Annotated in this window: 20 protein-coding genes; 7 read left to right on the forward strand and 13 right to left on the reverse strand. The window is 59.7% G+C overall.

Annotated features, from left to right (window positions below; all coding sequences use genetic code 11):
- The first annotated feature begins 26 nt into the window (after window positions 1–26).
- The 5 genes from infB to pnp all read left to right on the forward strand — a co-directional run bounded on the left by infB (window position 27) and on the right by pnp (window position 6,524).
- Window positions 27–2,549 carry a translation initiation factor IF-2 gene (gene infB / locus ACS92L_RS15145; protein ID WP_438765937.1) on the forward strand — a complete coding sequence of 841 codons (2,523 nt, stop codon included), beginning with the start codon at window positions 27–29 and terminating at the stop codon, window positions 2,547–2,549.
- A gap of 27 nt (window positions 2,550–2,576) precedes the next feature.
- Window positions 2,577–2,981, forward strand: coding sequence for a 30S ribosome-binding factor RbfA (rbfA, locus tag ACS92L_RS15150; protein WP_438765938.1), 405 nt, complete (start codon window positions 2,577–2,579; stop codon window positions 2,979–2,981).
- Window positions 2,981–3,901, forward strand: a complete 921-nt coding sequence (gene truB, locus ACS92L_RS15155) for a tRNA pseudouridine(55) synthase TruB (RefSeq protein ID WP_438765939.1) — start codon at window positions 2,981–2,983, stop codon at window positions 3,899–3,901. Before rbfA ends, truB begins: the two co-directional genes overlap by 1 nt.
- Before the next feature lie 75 nt (window positions 3,902–3,976).
- The gene (gene rpsO, locus ACS92L_RS15160; RefSeq protein ID WP_108844097.1) at window positions 3,977–4,246 is read left to right on the forward strand and encodes a 30S ribosomal protein S15; all 270 of its coding nucleotides are present in this window, start codon (window positions 3,977–3,979) and stop codon (window positions 4,244–4,246) included.
- Between the two features lie 124 nt (window positions 4,247–4,370).
- Window positions 4,371–6,524 carry a polyribonucleotide nucleotidyltransferase gene (gene pnp / locus ACS92L_RS15165; RefSeq protein ID WP_438765940.1) on the forward strand — a complete coding sequence of 718 codons (2,154 nt, stop codon included), beginning with the start codon at window positions 4,371–4,373 and terminating at the stop codon, window positions 6,522–6,524.
- A 133-nt stretch (window positions 6,525–6,657) separates the two neighbouring features.
- Here pnp and ACS92L_RS15170 read toward each other — a convergent pair whose 3' ends face one another.
- From ACS92L_RS15170 to dksA, 7 genes are all read right to left on the reverse strand, one after another.
- Entirely contained in the window at window positions 6,658–7,080 is a 423-nt protein-coding gene (locus ACS92L_RS15170) for a GNAT family N-acetyltransferase (RefSeq protein WP_438765941.1), read from the reverse strand.
- Window positions 7,081–7,109: 29 nt separating this feature from the next.
- Window positions 7,110–7,955: a pantoate--beta-alanine ligase gene (gene panC, locus ACS92L_RS15175; RefSeq protein ID WP_438765942.1), complete on the reverse strand. Its 846-nt coding sequence runs from the start codon at window positions 7,953–7,955 to the stop codon at window positions 7,110–7,112.
- 18 nt (window positions 7,956–7,973) lie between these two features.
- The gene (gene panB / locus ACS92L_RS15180) at window positions 7,974–8,768 is read right to left on the reverse strand and encodes a 3-methyl-2-oxobutanoate hydroxymethyltransferase (RefSeq protein WP_438765943.1); all 795 of its coding nucleotides are present in this window, start codon (window positions 8,766–8,768) and stop codon (window positions 7,974–7,976) included.
- Window positions 8,769–8,814: 46 nt separating this feature from the next.
- On the reverse strand, window positions 8,815–9,300 hold the full coding sequence (folK, locus tag ACS92L_RS15185; protein WP_438765944.1) for a 2-amino-4-hydroxy-6-hydroxymethyldihydropteridine diphosphokinase: 486 nt from the start codon (window positions 9,298–9,300) through the stop codon (window positions 8,815–8,817).
- Window positions 9,297–10,592 (reverse strand): polynucleotide adenylyltransferase PcnB, encoded by a 1,296-nt coding sequence (gene pcnB / locus ACS92L_RS15190; protein WP_438768503.1) that lies wholly within the window; start codon window positions 10,590–10,592, stop codon window positions 9,297–9,299. The genes folK and pcnB overlap by 4 nt, the downstream gene beginning before the upstream one ends.
- A gap of 924 nt (window positions 10,593–11,516) precedes the next feature.
- Window positions 11,517–12,431 (reverse strand): tRNA glutamyl-Q(34) synthetase GluQRS, encoded by a 915-nt coding sequence (gluQRS, locus tag ACS92L_RS15195; protein WP_438765945.1) that lies wholly within the window; start codon window positions 12,429–12,431, stop codon window positions 11,517–11,519.
- Complete coding sequence (dksA, locus tag ACS92L_RS15200; RefSeq protein WP_438765947.1) at window positions 12,432–12,863, reverse strand: RNA polymerase-binding protein DksA; 432 nt, start codon at window positions 12,861–12,863, stop codon at window positions 12,432–12,434. It abuts the gene before it with no gap.
- 199 nt (window positions 12,864–13,062) lie between these two features.
- On the opposite strand from dksA, the gene sfsA reads away from it, so the two are divergent.
- Complete coding sequence (gene sfsA / locus ACS92L_RS15205) at window positions 13,063–13,758, forward strand: DNA/RNA nuclease SfsA (protein ID WP_438765948.1); 696 nt, start codon at window positions 13,063–13,065, stop codon at window positions 13,756–13,758.
- A gap of 2 nt (window positions 13,759–13,760) precedes the next feature.
- On the opposite strand, the gene ACS92L_RS15210 is transcribed toward sfsA, so the two are convergent.
- The 6 genes from ACS92L_RS15210 to ACS92L_RS15235 all read right to left on the reverse strand — a co-directional run bounded on the left by ACS92L_RS15210 (window position 13,761) and on the right by ACS92L_RS15235 (window position 18,344).
- Window positions 13,761–14,168: an acyl-CoA thioesterase gene (locus tag ACS92L_RS15210; RefSeq protein ID WP_438765950.1), complete on the reverse strand. Its 408-nt coding sequence runs from the start codon at window positions 14,166–14,168 to the stop codon at window positions 13,761–13,763.
- A 71-nt stretch (window positions 14,169–14,239) separates the two neighbouring features.
- Window positions 14,240–14,830: a methionine biosynthesis protein MetW gene (gene metW / locus ACS92L_RS15215; protein ID WP_438765952.1), complete on the reverse strand. Its 591-nt coding sequence runs from the start codon at window positions 14,828–14,830 to the stop codon at window positions 14,240–14,242.
- Complete coding sequence (gene metX, locus ACS92L_RS15220) at window positions 14,830–15,996, reverse strand: homoserine O-succinyltransferase MetX (protein ID WP_438765954.1); 1,167 nt, start codon at window positions 15,994–15,996, stop codon at window positions 14,830–14,832. The genes metW and metX overlap by 1 nt, the downstream gene beginning before the upstream one ends.
- A 138-nt stretch (window positions 15,997–16,134) precedes the next feature.
- Window positions 16,135–16,716, reverse strand: coding sequence for a YggT family protein (locus tag ACS92L_RS15225; RefSeq protein WP_438765956.1), 582 nt, complete (start codon window positions 16,714–16,716; stop codon window positions 16,135–16,137).
- Between the two features lie 45 nt (window positions 16,717–16,761).
- Complete coding sequence (gene proC, locus ACS92L_RS15230) at window positions 16,762–17,589, reverse strand: pyrroline-5-carboxylate reductase (RefSeq protein WP_438765957.1); 828 nt, start codon at window positions 17,587–17,589, stop codon at window positions 16,762–16,764.
- Between the two features lie 26 nt (window positions 17,590–17,615).
- On the reverse strand, window positions 17,616–18,344 hold the full coding sequence (locus ACS92L_RS15235) for a YggS family pyridoxal phosphate-dependent enzyme (RefSeq protein ID WP_438765958.1): 729 nt from the start codon (window positions 18,342–18,344) through the stop codon (window positions 17,616–17,618).
- Window positions 18,345–18,382: 38 nt separating this feature from the next.
- Between ACS92L_RS15235 and ACS92L_RS15240 the strand changes: the two genes are divergently transcribed.
- Window positions 18,383–19,390 (forward strand): type IV pilus twitching motility protein PilT, encoded by a 1,008-nt coding sequence (locus tag ACS92L_RS15240; protein ID WP_438765960.1) that lies wholly within the window; start codon window positions 18,383–18,385, stop codon window positions 19,388–19,390.
- The last annotated feature ends 13 nt before the right edge of the window (window positions 19,391–19,403 follow it).

A 19,403-nucleotide genomic window follows, 5' to 3' on the forward strand; every position in this document is an offset into this window, starting at 1 on the left:
CAGATCACGGGCTCAGGAGGTCATAAATGGCAGAAACAACAGTCAAGGAATTTGCCGGCAAGGTGGGGCGTGATGTCAGCCGCCTGCTGGAGCAGATGAGTGAAGCAGGCCTGCCGCACAAGGCAGAAAACGATGCGGTCTCGGAAGAAGACAAGCAGAAGCTGCTCGACTATCTCACCAAAAGTCACGGCGGAGCCGGCGCGCGCGGTAACAAGAATCGCATTACCATGACGCGCAAGACCCGCAGCAAGATTCGTACCGGCGACGGTCGCAACAAAACCATCGAGGTGCAGGTTCGCAAAAAGCGTACCTACGTCAAGCGTGGCGATGAAGAAAACGGCGAGCAGGAGCAGGAAGAGCAGGCGCCGGTAGCCGAGCAGGTCGGTGAAGCAGCGACAGCTGCCGAGGCGCCGACACAGACAGCGGCCGACGCACCCGTGGCCGATGTCACTGCGACAGCGACTGACGAGGCGGCAAGCAACAAGGCCGCCCCGGTTGAAGATGTGGTTGCGGCACCCGTTGTAGGGGCCGAGACAGGCGAGCCGGCCGTTGAAGCACCGCCGCGTGAGCCGCGCAACGATAACAGTCGGCGTACGCCCCGTCGGGGTGAAGGTGCCAAATCGGCCGGCGGCCGTCGTGACGAGCGCCGTGATAATGCCGACGAGCGCAGCGAGCGCAACGAGCGCAAGCGTGGCGGCAAGAAGGTCAAGCGCGCCGAACAGCGTCGCGGCACTCGTCGCGGTGGCAGCGGTCGCAGCGATAACGCGCACGGTTTCCAGAAGCCTGTTCAGAATATCGTACGGGAAGTGCCCATCCCTGAATCCATCAGCGTGGCAGACCTTGCCGACAAGATGGCCATCAAGGCCAACGAAGTCATCAAGGCCATGTTCAAGATGGGTGCGGCGGTCACCATCAACCAGACCATCGATCAGGACACCGCTGCGATCGTGGTCGAAGAGATGGGGCATACGCCTAAACTGGTGAAGGAAGATGCCCTCGAAACCGAAGTGCTCGAGAACATCTCCTACGAAGGCGAGCAGATCTCGCGTGCACCGGTTGTGACCGTCATGGGTCACGTTGACCACGGCAAGACCTCGCTTCTGGACTACATTCGTCGCACCAAGGTAGCGACCGGTGAAGCCGGTGGTATCACTCAGCATATCGGCGCCTATCACGTCGAGCATGACAACGGTGATGTCACGTTCCTCGATACCCCCGGTCACGCCGCCTTTACGGCCATGCGTGCCCGTGGTGCTCAGGCCACTGACGTGGTTATCCTGGTGGTAGCGGCCGACGACGGCGTCATGCCGCAGACGGTCGAGGCCATCGAGCACGCCAAGGCAGCCGGTGTGCCGCTGGTCGTGGCGGTCAACAAGATCGACAAGGCCGGCGCCGATCCGGACCGCGTGCGCAATGAGCTGTCACAGCGCGGCGTTATTTCGGAAGAGTGGGGCGGTGATACCCAGTTTGTCCATGTGTCGGCCAAAAGCGGCGAAAACATCGACGGACTGCTGGAAGCCGTACTGCTGGTTTCCGAAGTGCTGGAGCTCAAGGCCGTACCCGAAGCACCCGGCAAGGGTGTTGTAGTCGAGTCCCGTCTGGATCGCGGTCGTGGTCCGGTGGCCACTGTGCTGGTACAAAACGGCACCCTTAGAAAGGGCGATGTCGTGCTGGCCGGTCTGCACTATGGTCGCGTGCGAGCGCTGGTCAACGAGCTGGGCAAGCAGGTTGACGAAGCCGGGCCTTCCATGCCGGTCGAGATTCTCGGCCTGGGTGGTACGCCGGAAGCCGGTGACGACTTCATGGTACTGGCCGATGAGAAGAAAGCGCGTGAAGTCGCCAACTTCCGTCAGGGCAAATACCGCGAAGTGCGTCTGGCACGCCAGCAGAAGGCCAAGCTGGAGAACATGTTCAGCCAGATGGGGCAGGACGAAACCGCAACGGTCAACATCGTGCTCAAGGCCGACGTGCAGGGCTCGCTTGAAGCGATTCGCGGTGCGCTCGAAGAGCTGTCGACCGAAGAGGTCAAGGTTGCCGTGGTCTCCTCCGGTGTTGGCGGTATCACTGAAACCGACACCAACCTGGCGGTCGCCTCCAACGCCATCATTGTTGGCTTCAACGTTCGTGCCGATGCGTCCTCGCGCGACATCGTCGAGCGCGAAGGGCTGGATCTGCGCTACTACAGCGTCATCTATCAGCTCATCGACGAGGTGAAGCTGGCGATGAGCGGTATGCTGGCACCGGAATGGCGTGAAGAGATCGTGGGCGTGGCCGAAGTTCGTGACGTCTTCCGCGCTCCGAAAATCGGCGCCGTCGCCGGCTGTATGGTTGTCGAAGGCAACGTACACCGTAACAAGCGTATCCGCGTCCTGCGTGAAAACGTGGTGATCTATGAAGGGGAGCTGGAATCCCTGCGCCGCTTCAAGGATGACGTCAGCGAAGTGCGTAACGGCATGGAGTGCGGCATCGGGGTACGTAACTACAATGATGTCCAGGTCGGCGACAAGATCGAAGTCTTTGACCAGATCGAGGTCCAGCGCTCCCTGTGAGCGCTGCACCCATGACGGGAGAGATTGATGCGTGAATTCAGTCGTACGGATCGGGTCGGCGAGCAGCTGGCACATGAGCTGGCGCAGCTTATCCAGCGTGAGGTCAAGGATCCCCGGCTGGGCATGGTGACGGTCACGTCGGCCGATGTCAGTCGTGATCTGGGCTATGCCGATGTTCACGTCACCCTGATGGGTGAAAATGATCCGGAGCGCATTCGTGAAAACCTGGCCGTGCTTAAAAAGGCCAGCGGGTTTTTGCGATCGCGTATCGCCCGGACCATGAAGCTCAGGCATGTACCCGAGCTTCGTTTTCACTTCGACGAGTCCGTCACCCGCGGGCATGCACTGTCGAGTCTGATCGAGCGTGCGGTGCAGTCCGATCGTGATCGGGCCCCCGAAGATGACGAAGAGGGTTCGGAGCGCAACGACTGATGGCCAGACGACGTCGCGGACGGCCCATTGATGGCGTGCTGTTGCTGGACAAGAGTGAGGGGGTGACCTCAAACCGCGCGCTGCAGCAGGTGCGCGGGCTCTACCAGGCGCAAAAGGCCGGTCATACCGGTACGCTGGACCCCATGGCCACCGGGCTTTTGCCCATCTGTCTGGGAGAGGCGACCAAGTTCTCCTCCTGGTTGCTGGATGCTGACAAGCGCTATCTGGCCGATGTTCGGCTGGGTGCGATGACTGACACCGGTGATCGCGAAGGTGAAGTGCTCAAAAAGCGTGATGTCCCTGCGCTGAATGACGACGACATCGAGAGCGTGCTGGCCGGCTTTCTCGGTGAGATCGATCAGGTGCCGCCCATGTACTCGGCACTCAAGCATCAGGGGCGCCCGCTCTATGAGCACGCCCGTGCCGGACGAGAGATTGCGCGTGCACCCAGGCGTGTGAGCATTTATGATATCGCGCTCACATCGCGACATGACCTGGGGTTTGCGCTGGATGTCAGCGTCAGCAAGGGGACCTATATTCGGACGCTGGCCGAGGATATCGGCGAACGTCTTGGCTGTGGCGCCCATCTTGAAGGGCTGCGTCGTCTCAAAACCGGCTCCTTTGATGATACTGACATGCTCGATATCGAAGCGCTTGAGTCCATGAGCGATGAGCAGCGTCTTGAAAGGCTGCTGCCCGTTGATGCCCTGATCAGCCATCTTCCGGTGCTTGAAACAGACAGTGAAGGGGCGCGGCGCATCATGCACGGCCAGCCCATAACGCTTGAAACGTCCGCGCTGACAGATGGCAGCGTTGCCAGGCTTTATCATGATCACTGCCTTTTGGGCGTGGTCACCGTCAGTGCGACGGGGCAGTGCGTGCCCCGCCGACTGATCAATACTGCCGACGAGCGTCGGTAGGGTTCGCGAAGACTGCAAATATGCGTGGTCTTCGACATTTATTCATGCTCAGGCATATTAGACTGGAGAAGTAACATGGCACTGACTGCCGAACGCAAGGCCGAAATCGTCAAGGAATTCGCCACCGTTGAGAACGACACCGGTTCACCGGAAGTTCAGATCGCCCTGCTGACTGACAACATCGTCACGCTGCAGAGCCACTTCAAGGATCACAAGCAGGACCACCACTCGCGTCGTGGCCTGATTCGCATGGTTAACCAGCGCCGCAAGCTGCTGGATTATCTCAAGCGCAAGAATTTTGATCGCTACCAGCAGATCATCTCCCGCCTGGGTCTGCGTCGCTGATTGCGTCGCTTTTCCGGCAGGAACTGACAGGCGGCTCCCGAAGGGGAGCCGCCTGTTTTTTGTTGTGCCGACCGGGTGAGAGTGACACCTGGGGCGTTTGATTTTAAGATGACATCGAAAGTAGATGAATGGTTTACGAGAAAAGGACAACGCATTGAACGCGGTTAAAAAGACATTTCAATACGGCAATCACAGCGTCACGCTGGAAACCGGCCGTCTGGCACGTCAGGCCACCGGCAGCGTACTGGTCACCATGGACAACACCGTGGTGCTGTGTACGGTCGTGGCGCGCAAGGACACCAAGCCCGGTCAGGATTTCTTCCCCCTTTCCGTGCATTATCAGGAAAAGACCTACTCGGTCGGCAAGATTCCGGGCGGCTTTTTCAAGCGCGAAGGGCGTCCCAGTGAAAAGGAGACGCTGACCTCGCGTCTGATCGACCGTCCGATCCGTCCGCTGTTTCCCAAGGGATTCATGAACGAAGTGCAGGTCGTGTGCACGGTACTCTCGGCAGAACGGGATCAGGATCCTGATATCGCTGCCATGCTGGGTACTTCAGCCGCACTGGCCGTCTCCGGCGTCCCCTTTGCCGGTCCGATCGGTGCCGCCCGCGTGGCCTTCAACAATGAGCGCGGTTATTTCATCAACCCGACTCAGGAAGAGCTGCAGGCTTCCGAACTCGACATGGTCGTCGCCGGTACTGAAAAGGCCGTGCTGATGGTCGAGTCCGAAGCAAAAGAGCTTTCCGAAGACGAAATGCTTGGCGCCGTGCTGTTTGCTCACGAAGAGATGCAGGTGGCCATCAAGGCCATCAACGAATTCGTGACGGAAGGTGGCAAGGCCAAGTGGGACTGGCAGGCTCAGTCCGAAAACTCGACGCTCAAGGAGGCACTGGCCAGCGGTTTTGAGGCAGGCATCGGTGAAGCGTATCGGATTACTGACAAGATGGCGCGTCAGGACCGGTTGAGCGAGCTCAAGGCGCAGGCAAAAGCGCAATTGTCTGAAGGCGACGCCGCACTTTACAGCGGCGAAGACGTCAGCGGTGGTTTTGCAAAGCTCGAGAAGCGCATCGTACGTGAGCGCGTGCTCAACGGCGAGCCGCGTATCGATGGCCGTGATCATGCCACCGTTCGTGCACTGGATATCGAAGTCGGTTCGCTGCCTCGTACGCATGGCTCTGCCATCTTCACTCGTGGTGAAACCCAGGCCATCGTGACCACAACGCTTGGCACCACACGGGATGCGCAACTGGTTGAAGGACTTAATGGCGAGCGCCATGACCGCTTCATGCTGCACTACAACTTCCCCCCCTACAGCGTGGGCGAAGCCGGCTTCATCGGCTCGCCGAAGCGTCGTGAGATTGGTCACGGCCGTCTGGCCCGTCGTGGTGTTGCGGCCATGCTGCCGTCTGCCGATGATTTCCCCTACACAATCCGTGTGGTCTCCGAGATCACCGAGTCCAACGGCTCAAGCTCGATGGCCTCCGTGTGTGGCTCTTCGCTGGCGCTGATGGATGCCGGCGTGCCGCTGAAGGCACCGGTGGCCGGTATTGCCATGGGTCTGGTCAAGGAAAACGATCGCTTCGCCGTTCTGACCGATATTCTGGGCGATGAAGACCATCTCGGTGACATGGACTTCAAGGTGGCCGGTTCCGTTGACGGTATCACCGCGCTGCAGATGGACATCAAGATCGAAGGGATCAACGAAGAGATCATGGAAAAGGCGCTGGAGCAGGCTTTCCATGCGCGCCAGCACATTCTGGTCGAGATGAACCGCGTGATCGCGCAGAGCCGTGGCGAAGTCGCCGAGCATGCGCCCACCATGGCGCGTCTCAAGATCGATCCCGAGAAGATTCGCGACGTCATCGGCAAGGGTGGCGCGACCATCCGCCAGATCTGTGAAGACACCGGCGCCTCGATCGACATCGATGACGATGGCAGCGTCCGCATCTACGCCGAAACCAAGGCCGGCGCCCAGAAAGCGATGGATACCGTCATGGGGATCACCGCCGAAGCCGAGATCAACAAGCTCTATCGCGGCAAGGTCGTGCGGATCGCCGACTTTGGTGCCTTCGTTAACTTCATGCCGGGCACCGATGGGCTGGTACATATCTCTCAGATCGTGCCGGAACGTGTCAACGACGTGCGTGACTTCCTCAGCGAAGGTCAGGTGGTGACCGTCAAGGTGCTCGATATCGACAACCGCGGTCGCGTGAAGCTTTCCATCAAGGAAGTGGGCGAAGAAGAAAAGGCCACCTTTGAGGCCACGCTGGAAGAGTAATTTTCCAGCCTCTCTGAAACACGGCGTCGACTCGATTGGCGCCGGTGTTTCGGTGAGATGAAAGGGCGCCTGGCGTCAGGGCCTGAATCCGGCATTTTCCGGGTTCAGGCCTTTTTTGTGCCTGCAGATCTCGTTAGAGCTGCCGCGCCATGGACTGGATGCCGCGCTCGCTGACAGGGCCAGCATTGGAAAATCCGAGACGTTGATACAGCCGAATGGCGGGCAGATTACCGGTTGCGACCCTGAGCGTTATCCGTGAGGCGCCCAGATGAGTGGCGTGCGCGACAAGATAGCGACAGAGCTTCTCACCCAGCCGCTGTCCTCGTCGATGGGGCGCGACGATCAGCCGGCAAAGATGCCAGGTTGTGGTCTGATCGCGTGGCGCCAGCTGTCCAAAGGCCAACAGCTCACCGTCCTCTTCCAGAGAGAAGGAGGGAAATGATGCAGCCTCGATCTGCTGCCACAGCTGACCGGGCAGTATCGGCCACGTCAGCGATGGGCCACCCCATCGAGCCAGTGCCTGCGGCGATTCGATCCAACCCGCCAGCACCGTCATGTCTTCAAACCGGGCCGGTCGCCATCCTGTCATGATCGAAAGGAGAGATTGTCGATCAAGCGGGTATTTCCAAGCCAGGCCGCGACCAGCAGCACCGCGCCAGGCTGCCAGGTGCTGATCGGGCGCAGCGTGGTGGCGTCACAAAGACAGAGGTAGTCAGGCCGAAAACCTGCAGCTTTCAGCTGTTCCATTCCCTGTGTCAGCACCTGCTCGTGCGACTCGCTCTGCTCAAGGCGTCGAGCGCTCTCGACAAGGCATTGATGGAGCCTGCCTGCCTGCGCTCGTGCCTCATCATCCAGATAGCGATTGCGCGAAGACAACGCCAGCCCATCACGACCACGTACGATGGGAACGCCGATAATGTCGATGGGCATGTGCTGATCGCGTACCAGCTTTCGAATCACCGCCAGCTGCTGAAAATCCTTTTCGCCAAAGCAGGCCACATCCGGGCGGATCAGGTTGAACAAAAGACTGACCACGGTCGCTACCCCGTCAAAATGACCGGGACGATGCGCGCCGCACAGTCCTTGTGATACCTGTGGAACGCTGACCCGAGTCAGGGCGGACTGGCCTTGCGGATAAAGCGTCTCGACACTCGGGGCAAACAACACGTCGCAACCGCGCTCGGCCAGCAGGCGCTGATCCTCGGCCAGCGTGCGTGGATAGCGGTCAAGATCCTCGTCGGGACCGAACTGAAGCGGATTGACAAAGATGGTGGCCACCACGCGGCCCGCGTGCTGGCGCGCGGCATCGACCAGCCCCAGGTGCCCTTCATGAAGATTGCCCATGGTGGGCACCAGCGCGATCCGGCTGTCCTCACGGCGCCAGTCGGCCAGTATCCCCTGAAGCGCTGTAATATCGTCAAACGTCTGCATGCCCTGTTATCTCCCTGTTCAGAAGCAGTGTTCCGGCGCGGGAAAACGGCGGGTCGTAACCGCCTCATGATAGGCCCTGAACGCATCGCTGATGCTGTCGGACTCAGCCATGAAATTCTTGACGAATTTTGGCGGCCGACCTGTCGTTGCTCCCAGCATGTCGTGCATGACCAGGATCTGTCCGTCCACATCAGGACCGGCCCCGATGCCGATGACCGGTACAGCAAGCGCTTCGCGAATGCGTGCGGCCAGCGCACGCGGCACGCATTCCAGCAAAATGGCGCTGGCGCCGGCCTGCTCAAGCGTCATGGCAGCTTCGAGCATGGCGTCGGCACGACCTGTATCACGACCCTGAACGCGGTAGCCGCCCAGCGCATTAACACTTTGTGGCGTCAGTCCCATGTGAACGCACACCGGCACGCCCCGATGGGCGAGTGCCGTGACCGTTTCGGCAAGCCACGCCTCACCCTCGATCTTGATTACATGCGCGCCCGATTGCATCAAAAGCCCGGCGGCCCGCAGGGTCTGGGTTGTCGTGGTGTTGGTCATGAAGGGAAGGTCCGCCATGATCAAACAGGCAGTGTCTGCCCGCGCGACACAGCGAGTGTGATAGATCATGTCGTCGAGCGTGACGGGCAACGTCGAGGCATGCCCCTGCAGTACCATGCCCAGCGAGTCACCGATCAGCAGGACCTCGATGCCGGCCTCACCTGCAAGGGTGGCCATGGTGGCGTCATAGGCCGTAAGACAACTAAAGGGCTGACCTGTCGAGCGACGCTCGTTCAATGTCTGGATGGTGATGGGGCGGGTCATGTGTTCCTCGACGCTTGACAGCCGATATGGCGGGTCGAGTCTAGAGTCACAGCGCCAGGCGCTTCAAGTCATTCGATGGTTGGGCGCTTGAAAACCGATTCAGGGGCAGCCCATCGGGCAAACAAAGACCGGGGTCGATGTCCAGCATGGGCTGAACCACGAAGGCACGGCTGGAAAGCCAGGGGTGCGGCACAACAAGTCGGGGAAGATTGAGCGCGTGCTCATCGTAAAGCAGAAGATCCAGGTCCAGCGTTCGTGGCCCCCAGTGACGCTGTCGGACGCGTCGATGGCGCTGCTCCAGTGCCTGAAGCTGATCCAGCAGGGCCAGCGGGGACAAAAGAGTATCCAGAACCACTACGGCGTTGACGAAGTCGGGCTGATCCTGTGGCCCCACCGGGCGGCTGCTATAGAGAGGGGAGCGGGCGCTGAGCCTGGTCAGAGGCAGTCCTGCCAGACCCTCAAAAGCGTTCAGCACCTGCTGTTGAGGATGGTCCAGATTACTGCCAAGTCCGATCCAGGCCCTGTGGCTCACTCCTGATCGTCCCTTGGGCCGCGACGTCGACGACGGCGCCTGGGCTTGCGGGACGGCATCGGCATGCTTTCGGGCGCATCGTCATCGACAGCGGTATCGTCCTGGCCCTGTTCGACCTTTTGCACCATCTCGCGCTGCTGGGTTTCACTGGCTTCCTGAAAGCGCGTCCACCAGAGCCCGAGACCCGAGGCAATCTCTCCGGCCGATTCCCTGAGCAGCAGAAAGTCGTAGGCAGCGCGAAAGCGCTGATGCGTCAGCGTCTGGAAGGGACGCTTGCCCCGCCGACGCGGCAGCATCAGCTGCATGTCCCAGATTTCGCGCATGGGAAGGCTGAAACGCTTTGGAATGGAGGTGTGCTGCAACTGGCGATTGAGCACCTGCTGAGAGGCCTGCTGTGCGGCGGGCACCGGCGGAATACCGTCATCAATCAGCTGCGCCGTCTGGGCGACCGTGGCCGGCCAGAGCAGTGCGGCATACAAAAAGGCCGGCGTCACCGGCTTGTCGGCCCGAATACGCTCATCGGTGTTGATCAGCGCCTGCTCGACCATGGGCTGCGCCCAGCTCAGCTGAGAAAAGGATTCCTCGGTGCCTGGAAACAGCATGGCAAAAAGGCCATGACGCCGAAGACCGTGGAAGGTGCTCAGCGCATAGCCGGAAAGAAACAGCTTGAGAACTTCTTCGAACAGACGGGCCGGCGGAATCTGCAAAAGCAGCGAGGCACAGTCTGCCAGCGGCGCTTCGGTCTCGGGAGCGAGCGTAAAATCCAGCTTGCTGGCAAAGCGTATGGCGCGAAGCATACGGACCGGATCTTCACGATAGCGCAGATCCGGATCGCCGATCAGACGGAGCACGCGATGCTCGAGATCCTCCAGACCACCGGTCCAGTCGTGAATGGCGAAATCGCGCACGCTGTAATAAAGCGCGTTGACCGTGAAGTCACGTCGCATGGCGTCTTCATCGACGCGGCCCCAGACGTTGTCGCGCAGCAGCAGCCCTTCCTCGGACTGATGCGAATGCCGTTCGGCCATTTCGGCGTCGTGGCTGCCACGAAAGGTGGTGACCTCGATGATTTCACGACCAAAACGGACATGAACGATACGAAAGCGTCGACCGATCATGCGGGCATTGCGAAAGACGTTGCGGACCTGTTCCGGCGTGGCACTGGTGGCGACGTCGAAGTCCTTGGGCACCTGCCCAAGCAGGGAATCTCTGACACATCCACCCACCAGATAGGCTTCAAAACCTGCCTGATTGAGACGATAGAGAACCTTCAGCGCATTTTCGCTGAGCATTCGTCGAGAAATGGGATGTTGATCGCGGGGAAGAATGGTGGGCGTCAAGGTGAAGCCATGTTGACCTGATGGAAATTCCGGGGGCCGATCGTATAACGGCCATGATGTCTCGATCGGTCTGCGCTTTGCTGTATCGCGACCTTGATCAGGAGCTCAGTGTAGCCGAGCGGCAAAAGCTTGCAAAGCAGCCTGTCATACAAGGGGGCTTTCATTAATGAAAATGGGGAGACATGTCGTCTCCCCACCAATCGTGATGCATTGTGATTTTTCTTCGTGATGGCGCATCGCCCTGAATACGTACCATGTTCACCAAATGCGATAGGCCGTGACGTTTTGTTGTTGTGTCATGACGGCTGCGAACATCTCGTATTCAAAACAATCTTCCATGACGACAGCCAGCAGGCTGCTCCAGAGATGTTGTTATTGTTCTGGAGTGTCGCAGGGTTGCGTTATTGTTGTGATGCAACGCTGCAGTGACATCGCATTCTGACAACGAAAGGCCGTTATTATTGTTGTTGTTAACGCCTTTTATATCCTGAGCCATTGTTGTTGTTGGCAGCCCGTTGTTGATACATGGATGACTGACCCTTTCCTATTATTGTTGTTGTTCAGAGTCGTTTGATCGGGATTTGGCCATTGTTGTTGGGAGGCCGTTCAAGCGATCGCTGTTGTTTTTCTTCAGTCAGTCCTGTTGGTGCAGAACGCGTGCCATCTAAAAAATAGTTCTTTTTTTTCAACAACCTGTTAAATGTCGGCCCGCATGTCATGGGCGTCGCTGAAGAAAGCGGCATCAGAGAGCGTTTTGTTGCACTAATTTTGTGCAAGCCGCCGGTCTGATGCTTTTTTGTGGTGCACTGTTCTTGTTGGGTAGGGTCAGCATACGCGCAACATGGCGTAAAAAAAGACGACGATGGTCGATAGTGGTCACTTCAACGTCGTTTGTTGAACATCATGAGGGAGTAAAAAGTGCGGTCGCCAGCTTTCAACGGCCGCCTGCAGCTGCTTATCGACACTGGCATGACGTAGCGTGCTCGATGGTGACTGGCCCAGTAGCGTCAGCGCTTCATGCAGCAGTGGTCGTACGGCGTGACTCTGCAGGGGGAGGGCAGGGGCACGGTTTTGTTTGGAGAGTTTCTGTCCGTTGTCGGCAATGACCAGTGGCAGATGCAGATACGTGGGCGTGGGGTACCCCAGTGCCTGCTGAAGCCGGATCTGCCAGGGGGTATTGTCGAGAAGATCTGCGCCGCGCACGATATCTGTCACCCCCTGGCGGGCATCGTCGACCACAACGGCCAGCTGATAGGCCCAGAGGCCATCGCGTCGCTTGAGCACAACATCACCGAGTTCAGGAAGGGACCAGCACTGATGGCCAAGGCGTCGATCCTGCCAGCAGATATCGGAACCGCCGAGATCGGTGCGCAGGCGCCAGGCATGATCGCGTTCGGGGTGCAGGGGCCCCTGGCGACACCACCCCGGATAGACACCGAAGTGTTGCCACGCCTTTCGAGAGCAGCTGCAGGGATAGGCCATGCCGCTCGCTACAAGCGTTTTCAGCGCCCCCTGGTAATCGCGGTCATGATCGTGTTGGTAAGAGACGGCGCCATCATGATAAAGCCCGAAGGCCTCGAGCTGTTCAAGGATGGTCTCGCTGGCCCCGGGCGGGCAGCGCGGCGGGTCGATATCCTCCATGCGCAGCAGCCAGCGCCCGTTTCGTGCACGCACATCCAGCCAGCTGGCCAGTGCCGCCAGCAGGGAGCCAAAATGCAAGGGCCCCGAGGGCGTTGGTGCAAAGCGACCAACGACCGCAGGGCCATTTTCAACATGCCTTGTGCCCGGCATTCAGCCTCCGAGCTGCTTTTCCTTCAACTCCGACAGCGTCTTGCAATCAACACAGAGTGTGGCCGTGGGCCGGGCTTCCAGACGACGGATGCCGATCTCGATGCCGCAGGCCTCACAGAAGCCGTAATCATCTTCGTCGATCTTTTCGATGGTCTCGTTGATCTTTTTGAGCAGCTTGCGCTCACGATCCCGGGTGCGAAGCTCAAGATTGAAGCCTTCTTCCTGAGTGGCGCGATCGGCAGGATCGGCATAGTTGTTGGCATCTTCCTGGAGGTGGCGAACGGTGCGATCGACCTCTGCCATCAGGTCGTTTTTCCAGTTGAGCAGGATCTGGCGAAAGTGTGCCAGCTGATGCTCGTTCATGTACTCTTCGCCCGGCGCCGGCTCGTAGGGCGTAAAGGTATCGGGCGACTGCGTCTCGGCTACTGCCATGGGGATTGCCTCACTGCAGGTAATGGCGATGCCGTAAGCCCGCAAGACTGTTCCTGATTACCGCATCGCATGTTTCAGGGTAGTGCTGTTTATAGGAAATCCATGCCGATTGCAAGACGGTTTCAACGAAAGTCAGCAGGCTCGGAGATCACCTCTTGAGTGTAGTGGAAAGCACTATATTGACCCGGAGTTTGCCTGCATGAAGCTGCCTGCGTTGTGGTCCGGCGTGCTCATCGCACGTTACAAGCGCTTTCTGGCCGACATTCGCCTCGATGATGGGCGTGTCATCACGGCCCACTGCCCTAATACGGGCTCGATGCGGGCCGTCAATGTGCCTGGTTGCCGTGTCTGGGTGTCCTGGCACGATAATCCGAAGCGACGTCTGGCATGGACCTGGGAGCTGATCGAGCTGCCGGATGGCGCGCTGACCTCCATTCATACCGGACGAGCCAATGCGCTGGTGCAGGAAGCACTGGAAACCGGTGCTCTACTGCCGTTTGAGCCGTCATGGCCGTTGCAGCGCGAGGTCAGGGTGGAGGACTCGAGACTTGATTTTCGCCTGACGCCTCAGGACGGCATGCCTGTCTGGCTGGAAGTGAAACAGGTGACGCTAAAGGAGGGCGATGGGTGTGGCTATTTTCCGGATTCGGTCAGCGCCCGCGGGCGCCGCCATCTGGAAACGCTCATGACACGGCGTGTTGCCGGCGACCGGGCGGTGCTGGTATTTCTGGTCGCCCACAACGGCATTAATGATGTTCGACCGGCGGCCCATCTGGACCCTGGCTATGCCAGCACTTTTCTTGCGGCCTGTGAGGCAGGCGTGGAGGTCATGATGCTGGGCTGTGAGATCACGCCGGAACATATCACCGCCCGTCGCTACCGCCGTCTGTACTGAGATCAGGTCGCGCTGTCAGGCCCTTCCAGTTCGCGGTCACGCAGATAGGTGATCTCTGTCTTGCCGTGGGCGGCGGGTTTGCCGTCATCACCCATGTTGACGAAGACGATTTCATCGATGGTCAGGATGTTTTTGTGGGTGATCTTGTTGCGCACCACACAGTGAAGGGTCAGCGATGTCTTGCCAAACCGCGTGGCGGTAATGCCCAGCTCGATAATATCGCCCTGACGTGCGCTGGAAACAAAGTTGATGGACGACATGTATTTGGTCACGACGCGTGAATTGGCCAGCTGAATGACGGCGTAGATGGCAGCTTCTTCGTCGATCCATTTCAGAAGACTCCCCCCGAAGAGCGTGCCATTGGGGTTGAGATCCTCGGGCTTGATCCACTTGCGGGTATGAAAGTTCATGTTCAGGCCTCGCTGAAGTCGCGGAAGGAGGCGCCATTATACCAAAGTCCAAAAGAGCAGGTGTCCGGGCTTCAGCGACGTACCCGAAAGATGGCATCCTGACCGAATAGATTGGGCCAGCGCCTGTGGCGCCATTGGCCTTCCCGGCTGCCATTGCCCACTGCGCGGTCGGTGATGGTATGGCCCTGCATGCGACACAGATCGGAGAAATCCCGAAACGTCGACAGATGGATATTGGGCGTGTCGTACCAGGCATGCGGCAGGGAGCGTGATACCGGCATACGCCCCTTGAGCCCCAGCGACAGGCGGTGGCGCCACCAGGCAAAGTTGGGGAAGGCGATAATGCACTCGTTGGCCACCCGCAGCATCTCGTCGAGCATCAAATCGGGCCGTCTCAGCACCTGAAGGGCCTGCGTCATGATCACCAGATCGAAGGTGTCATCGGGAATATTGGCCAGCCCCTGGTCCAGATCCTGTTCGATGACATCCACGCCCTTTTCGAGACAGCGCGAGATACCATCGCTGTCGATTTCCAGGCCGTAGCCCGTGACCTGCTTGTCACTGGACAGCGCCGCCAGCAGGGTGCCGTCGCCACAGCCCAGATCCAGCACGCGAGCCCCCTGGGGCACCCAGTCATAAATCAGTGCAAGATCGGCACGCATTACAAAGGCTCTCCGTCGGCACGTTCCACGTCGTTGGCGATACGCGTCATGAAACCACCCAGCACGGCTTCGTAACGTTCGTTGGGCAGCAAAAAGGCATCATGGCCATGGGAGGAGTCGATATTGGCATAGCTGACATGCTTGCCGGCACGCAGCAGGGCATCGACCAGTTCCCGGGAGCGGGCCGGGGCAAAGCGCCAGTCGGTAGTGAAGCTGACCACGAGAAAGCGACAGGCTGCTGTCGACAGGGCTTTGGGCAGATCATCGTCGTGCTCGCCGGCCGGGTCGAAATAGTCGAGCGCCTTGGTCATCAGCAGATAGGTGTTGGCATCAAAGCGGGTCGAGAAGGTATCCCCCTGATAACGCAGATAGGATTCCACCTCGAACTCGACATCGTAGCCATAGTTGAGGCTGTCGGTGCGCAGATCGCGGCCGAACCGGGCACCCATGGAGTGTTCCGAAAGATAGGTGATATGACCGACCATTCGGGCCAGCCGCAACCCCTGTCTGGGCAGGGTATGATGCTCGCTGTACCAGCCGTTAAAGAATTCCGGGTCGGAGCGGATGGCCTGACGTGCCACTTCATTGAAGGCGATGTTTTGTGCCGACAGGCGTGGCGTGGCAGCGATAACGGCTGCATTGGCGATGCGCTCGGGCAGGCCCATGGCCCACTGCAATACCTGCATGCCGCCGAGGCTGCCGCCCACTACGGCGGCAAACCGCTTGATGCCCAGCCTGTCGGCCAGCATGGCCTGGCTGTTGACCCAGTCGGTGACCGTCATGAGCGGGAAGTCTGGTCCCCAGATGCGCCCGGTGGCCGGATTGTCGCTGGAAGGGCCGGTACTGCCGTGGCAGCCGCCAAGATTATTGACGGAAATCACGAAAAAGCGCCGTGTATCGATGCTCTTGCCGGGGCCGATATGGGCGTCCCACCAGCCGGGCTTTCGATCATCAACGTGGTGATAGCCGGCAGCATGGTGATGACCCGATAGCGCATGACAGATCAAAATCGCGTTGCTGGCCGTCTCGTTGAGGGTGCCGTAGGTTTCATATACCAGCTCGAAGGCCGGCAATTCACGGCCGCAGGCCAGCCTCAGGGGCGTATCAAAGCGGGCGACCTGTGGGGTAATCAGGCCAACCGATGTAGAAGACAGTGTCTCGGGCATCAGCACTCAAATCCGGTCGGACAGGGCAGGCCGGACTCGTGACCCGCCGTCGGAGGCGCACTGTAGCATATCGATGCAGGCATCGGGGCGTGGCTGGCGGGGAGGCTGTCGTGCGCGGGCACGACAGCCTGTCGAGTCTTAAATCAGCGGTGCCAGCGGCCCGGCGGCGCGACTCAGTGCGCCGACCAAAAAGCTGTCTAGCACGTTGATCAGCAAAAAGACCACGATGGGGGAGAGATCGATCATGCCGATCGAGGGAATGACACGTCGTACCGGCGCCATCACCGGCTCGGTAATCTGAAATACCAGCAGGGCGCCGGGGTGGCCGGACTGGGGGGCGACCCAGCTCAGTATGATCATGATGATCATGGCGAAGAAATAGATCTTCAAAATGGCATTGACCACGCCGGCCAGCGCTGCGATGGCCAAAAGCCCGATGGGCGGAAAGCCAAAGATCGCCATGCAGATCAGGGCAATACCCACCATCTTGAACAGCAGCGCGACCACCAGCGTGGCGATATCGATCGGGCCGGCAGGTCGCAACACGCGCTGCAGGGGCGCCACCAGCGGCGAGGTCGCCCTGACGATCGCCTGGCTGATGGGGTTGTAGTAGTCGGCATGTGAAGCATGCAGCAAAAAGCGCAGCATCAGCACAAACAGATAAAGGTTGATCAGGGTGTTGACCAGCATGATGCCGGTATCGCCCAGTGCGCTCCCCATGGAGACTCTCCGTTATATAGTCACAAGATGACAGATACAGTGAATTTACTGATCCCGCAGCTCATGTGCCAATGATTCGGCACGCTCGAAACAGGCCAGTGTGGCATCATCCACCATTTTCTCGAAGCCGGCCTGCTCAAAACTTGCAATGGCGCGCTCGGTAGTACCTTTCGGCGACATGACCTGTTGCTTGAGCGTTTTTGGATCATGTTCGCTTTCACTGGCCATATGGGCAGCACCCAGCGCCGTCTGAATGGCCAGCCGCCGGGCAACGTCGCGGGAAAGGCCGCGGGCCACGCCGGCTTCTTCCATGGCTTCCAGCATGTAGAAAAAGTAGGCGGGTGCGCTGCCGGCGATTGCCGTCACGGCACTAAGCTGGGTTTCCTCTTCCACCCACTCAACGATACCGATGGCCGACATCAGATCGCCGGCCAGTGCACGATGGTCATCGCTGATGCCGGCGGGGGCGTAAAGTCCGGTCGCCCCCTTGCCAACCAGTGCCGGGGTATTGGGCATGCAGCGAACGATCGGCAGGCTCTCATCTCCCAGCCACTGGCCCAGCGTGTCGAGGGTGAGTCCGGCGGCGATGGAGATGATCAGCGGTCGGCTGATCTGCAGGGCATCCTGAAGCGGTTCGCAGACCTCGCGCATGATCTGTGGCTTGACGGCCAGAATCACGACATCGGCGTCGCTGACGCCTGCAGCATTGTCGGTGGTGGTGTTAATGCCGTAGCGCGCATGGTGCTGCTCGAGAATGGCCTTGTCGGGCGAGGTGGCCGTAATGGCCTCGGCCGGATAGCCATTGTCGATCAGTCCGCCGAATATGGCGCTGGCCATGTTGCCGGCGCCGATAAAGGTCAGTTGACTTGCCATGAAAAGCGTCCTTGTGGTCGGGGTGTTCAGTTGCGGCTGCCGAAAATGGCCGTACCCAGTCTGACCAGAGTGGCGCCCTCGTCAATGGCGGCCTCCATGTCACCGCTCATGCCCATCGAAAGCGTATCCAGCGGCGCGTCGGGATGGCGTTTGACCAGCTCATCGAAAAGCGCGCGCAGGGCAGCGTGGGGTACACGCTGTTGTTCCGGATCATCGCTTGCAGCCGGAATGGCCATCAGGCCACGCAGACGAAGGCCCGGCAGGGCCAGCGCCTGCTCTACCAGCGCCGGCAGCGCCTCCGGCATGACGCCCGATTTCGAGTCTTCCCGACTGATATTGACCTGCAGACAGACATTGAGCGGACCCAGCGATGACGGGCGCGCCTCGCTCAGACGCCTGGCAATTTTCTCGCGATCCACGGTATGAACCCAGCTGAAATGCTCGGCCACCTCGCGCGTCTTGTTGGACTGAAGCGCGCCGATATAGTGCCATTCGATGCCTTCAAGGTCGGCCAGCGAGCGCTGTTTTTCCAACGCCTCCTGCAGATAGTTCTCACCAAAAAGGTGCTGGCCGGCCTCGAACGCCTCTCGCAGCATGACCGCCGGCTTGGTCTTGCTGACGGCCAGCACGGCTGCCGAATCTGCGGGGCGGCCGGCGCTGGCAAGCGCCTGCTCAAGTCGGCGGCGTATCGCGACGATAGTGTCTTTTACTGTGTGGCTCTGATCGGGGGTCGCGCGTGACTGCTGATCGCTCATGAGTGATCACTCTTTGTGACGTCCGGAACTGCGAACGCATGGATATTACCGAACTGCTGGCTTTTACAGCAAAACAGGGCGCCTCTGACCTTCACCTGTCAGCAGGTCTGCCGGCCATGATGCGCGTTGATGGCGAGATTCGTCGTCTTAATGCGCCGGCGCTTGACAACGAGGAGGTCCACCGTCTGCTGGCAGCAGTCATGAGTGAGACGCAGCAGCAGGACTTCAGGGCCTCGCTGGAGCTCGATTTCTCCGTCGAGGTGCCCGGCGTGTCGCGCTTTCGTGTCAATGCCTTTCACCAGGACCGGGGCGTGGCCGGCGTGTTTCGTACCATTCCCTCTCATGTGCCCAGCCTGGAGTCGCTGGGGCTGGGAGAAGTCTTCAGGCGGCTGGCATCCTGTCAGCATGGCCTGGTGCTGGTCACGGGCCCTACCGGTTCCGGAAAGTCGACCACGCTGGCGGCCATGGTGGATCATATCAACGCCTCGCGCGCTCAGCATGTGCTGACCATTGAAGACCCCATCGAGTTTGTACATCACTCACGTCGTGCGTTGATCAATCAGCGGGAAGTCCAGCGTGACACTCATGGTGTGGCCAGTGCGCTGCGCTCGGCACTGCGTGAGGACCCCGACGTGATTCTGGTCGGCGAGATGCGGGATCTGGAAACCATGCGCCTGGCTCTGACGGCTGCCGAAACCGGGCATCTGGTATTGGCCACGCTGCACACCACATCGGCCGCCCGGACGGTGGATCGAATCGTGGATGTTTTTCCCGGTGATGAAAAGGCAATGGTGCGCGCCATGCTGTCCGAATCGCTGCAGGGGGTGATCTCCCAACAGCTGGTTCGTCGAATCGGTGGGGGAAGAATCGCAGCGCACGAGATCCTGATCGCCACGCCTGCCATCCGGAATCTGATCCGCGAAGACAAGGTGGCGCAGATTTACTCGTCGCTGCAGACCGGTGGTGCGTTGGGTATGCAAACCATGGAAGCTGCCATGTCGAAGCTGGCGGCCGAAGGGCTCATTATTCAGGAGCAAGGGGCCTAGTCGGGGCGTTCGG

Source organism: Kushneria halocnemicola (genome assembly GCF_965650455.1).
Taxonomy (GTDB): domain Bacteria; phylum Pseudomonadota; class Gammaproteobacteria; order Pseudomonadales; family Halomonadaceae; genus Kushneria.

What these genes read in the sequence shown, in the direction of transcription:
- infB (WP_438765937.1), top strand. Translation starts at nt 27, where the DNA reads ATGGCAGAAACAACAGTCAAGGAATTTGCCGGCAAGGTGGGGCGTGAT.
- rbfA (WP_438765938.1), top strand. Translation starts at nt 2,577, where the DNA reads ATGCGTGAATTCAGTCGTACGGATCGGGTCGGCGAGCAGCTGGCACAT.
- truB (WP_438765939.1), top strand. Translation starts at nt 2,981, where the DNA reads ATGGCCAGACGACGTCGCGGACGGCCCATTGATGGCGTGCTGTTGCTG.
- rpsO (WP_108844097.1), top strand. Translation starts at nt 3,977, where the DNA reads ATGGCACTGACTGCCGAACGCAAGGCCGAAATCGTCAAGGAATTCGCC.
- pnp (WP_438765940.1), top strand. Translation starts at nt 4,371, where the DNA reads ATGAATGGTTTACGAGAAAAGGACAACGCATTGAACGCGGTTAAAAAG.
- ACS92L_RS15170 (WP_438765941.1), bottom strand. Translation starts at nt 7,080, where the DNA reads ATGACGGTGCTGGCGGGTTGGATCGAATCGCCGCAGGCACTGGCTCGA.
- panC (WP_438765942.1), bottom strand. Translation starts at nt 7,955, where the DNA reads ATGCAGACGTTTGACGATATTACAGCGCTTCAGGGGATACTGGCCGAC.
- panB (WP_438765943.1), bottom strand. Translation starts at nt 8,768, where the DNA reads ATGACCCGCCCCATCACCATCCAGACATTGAACGAGCGTCGCTCGACA.
- pcnB (WP_438768503.1), bottom strand. Translation starts at nt 10,592, where the DNA reads ATGCTCAGCGAAAATGCGCTGAAGGTTCTCTATCGTCTCAATCAGGCA.
- gluQRS (WP_438765945.1), bottom strand. Translation starts at nt 12,431, where the DNA reads ATGCCGGGCACAAGGCATGTTGAAAATGGCCCTGCGGTCGTTGGTCGC.
- dksA (WP_438765947.1), bottom strand. Translation starts at nt 12,863, where the DNA reads ATGGCAGTAGCCGAGACGCAGTCGCCCGATACCTTTACGCCCTACGAG.
- sfsA (WP_438765948.1), top strand. Translation starts at nt 13,063, where the DNA reads ATGAAGCTGCCTGCGTTGTGGTCCGGCGTGCTCATCGCACGTTACAAG.
- ACS92L_RS15210 (WP_438765950.1), bottom strand. Translation starts at nt 14,168, where the DNA reads ATGAACTTTCATACCCGCAAGTGGATCAAGCCCGAGGATCTCAACCCC.
- metW (WP_438765952.1), bottom strand. Translation starts at nt 14,830, where the DNA reads ATGCGTGCCGATCTTGCACTGATTTATGACTGGGTGCCCCAGGGGGCT.
- metX (WP_438765954.1), bottom strand. Translation starts at nt 15,996, where the DNA reads ATGCCCGAGACACTGTCTTCTACATCGGTTGGCCTGATTACCCCACAG.
- ACS92L_RS15225 (WP_438765956.1), bottom strand. Translation starts at nt 16,716, where the DNA reads ATGGGGAGCGCACTGGGCGATACCGGCATCATGCTGGTCAACACCCTG.
- proC (WP_438765957.1), bottom strand. Translation starts at nt 17,589, where the DNA reads ATGGCAAGTCAACTGACCTTTATCGGCGCCGGCAACATGGCCAGCGCC.
- ACS92L_RS15235 (WP_438765958.1), bottom strand. Translation starts at nt 18,344, where the DNA reads ATGAGCGATCAGCAGTCACGCGCGACCCCCGATCAGAGCCACACAGTA.
- ACS92L_RS15240 (WP_438765960.1), top strand. Translation starts at nt 18,383, where the DNA reads ATGGATATTACCGAACTGCTGGCTTTTACAGCAAAACAGGGCGCCTCT.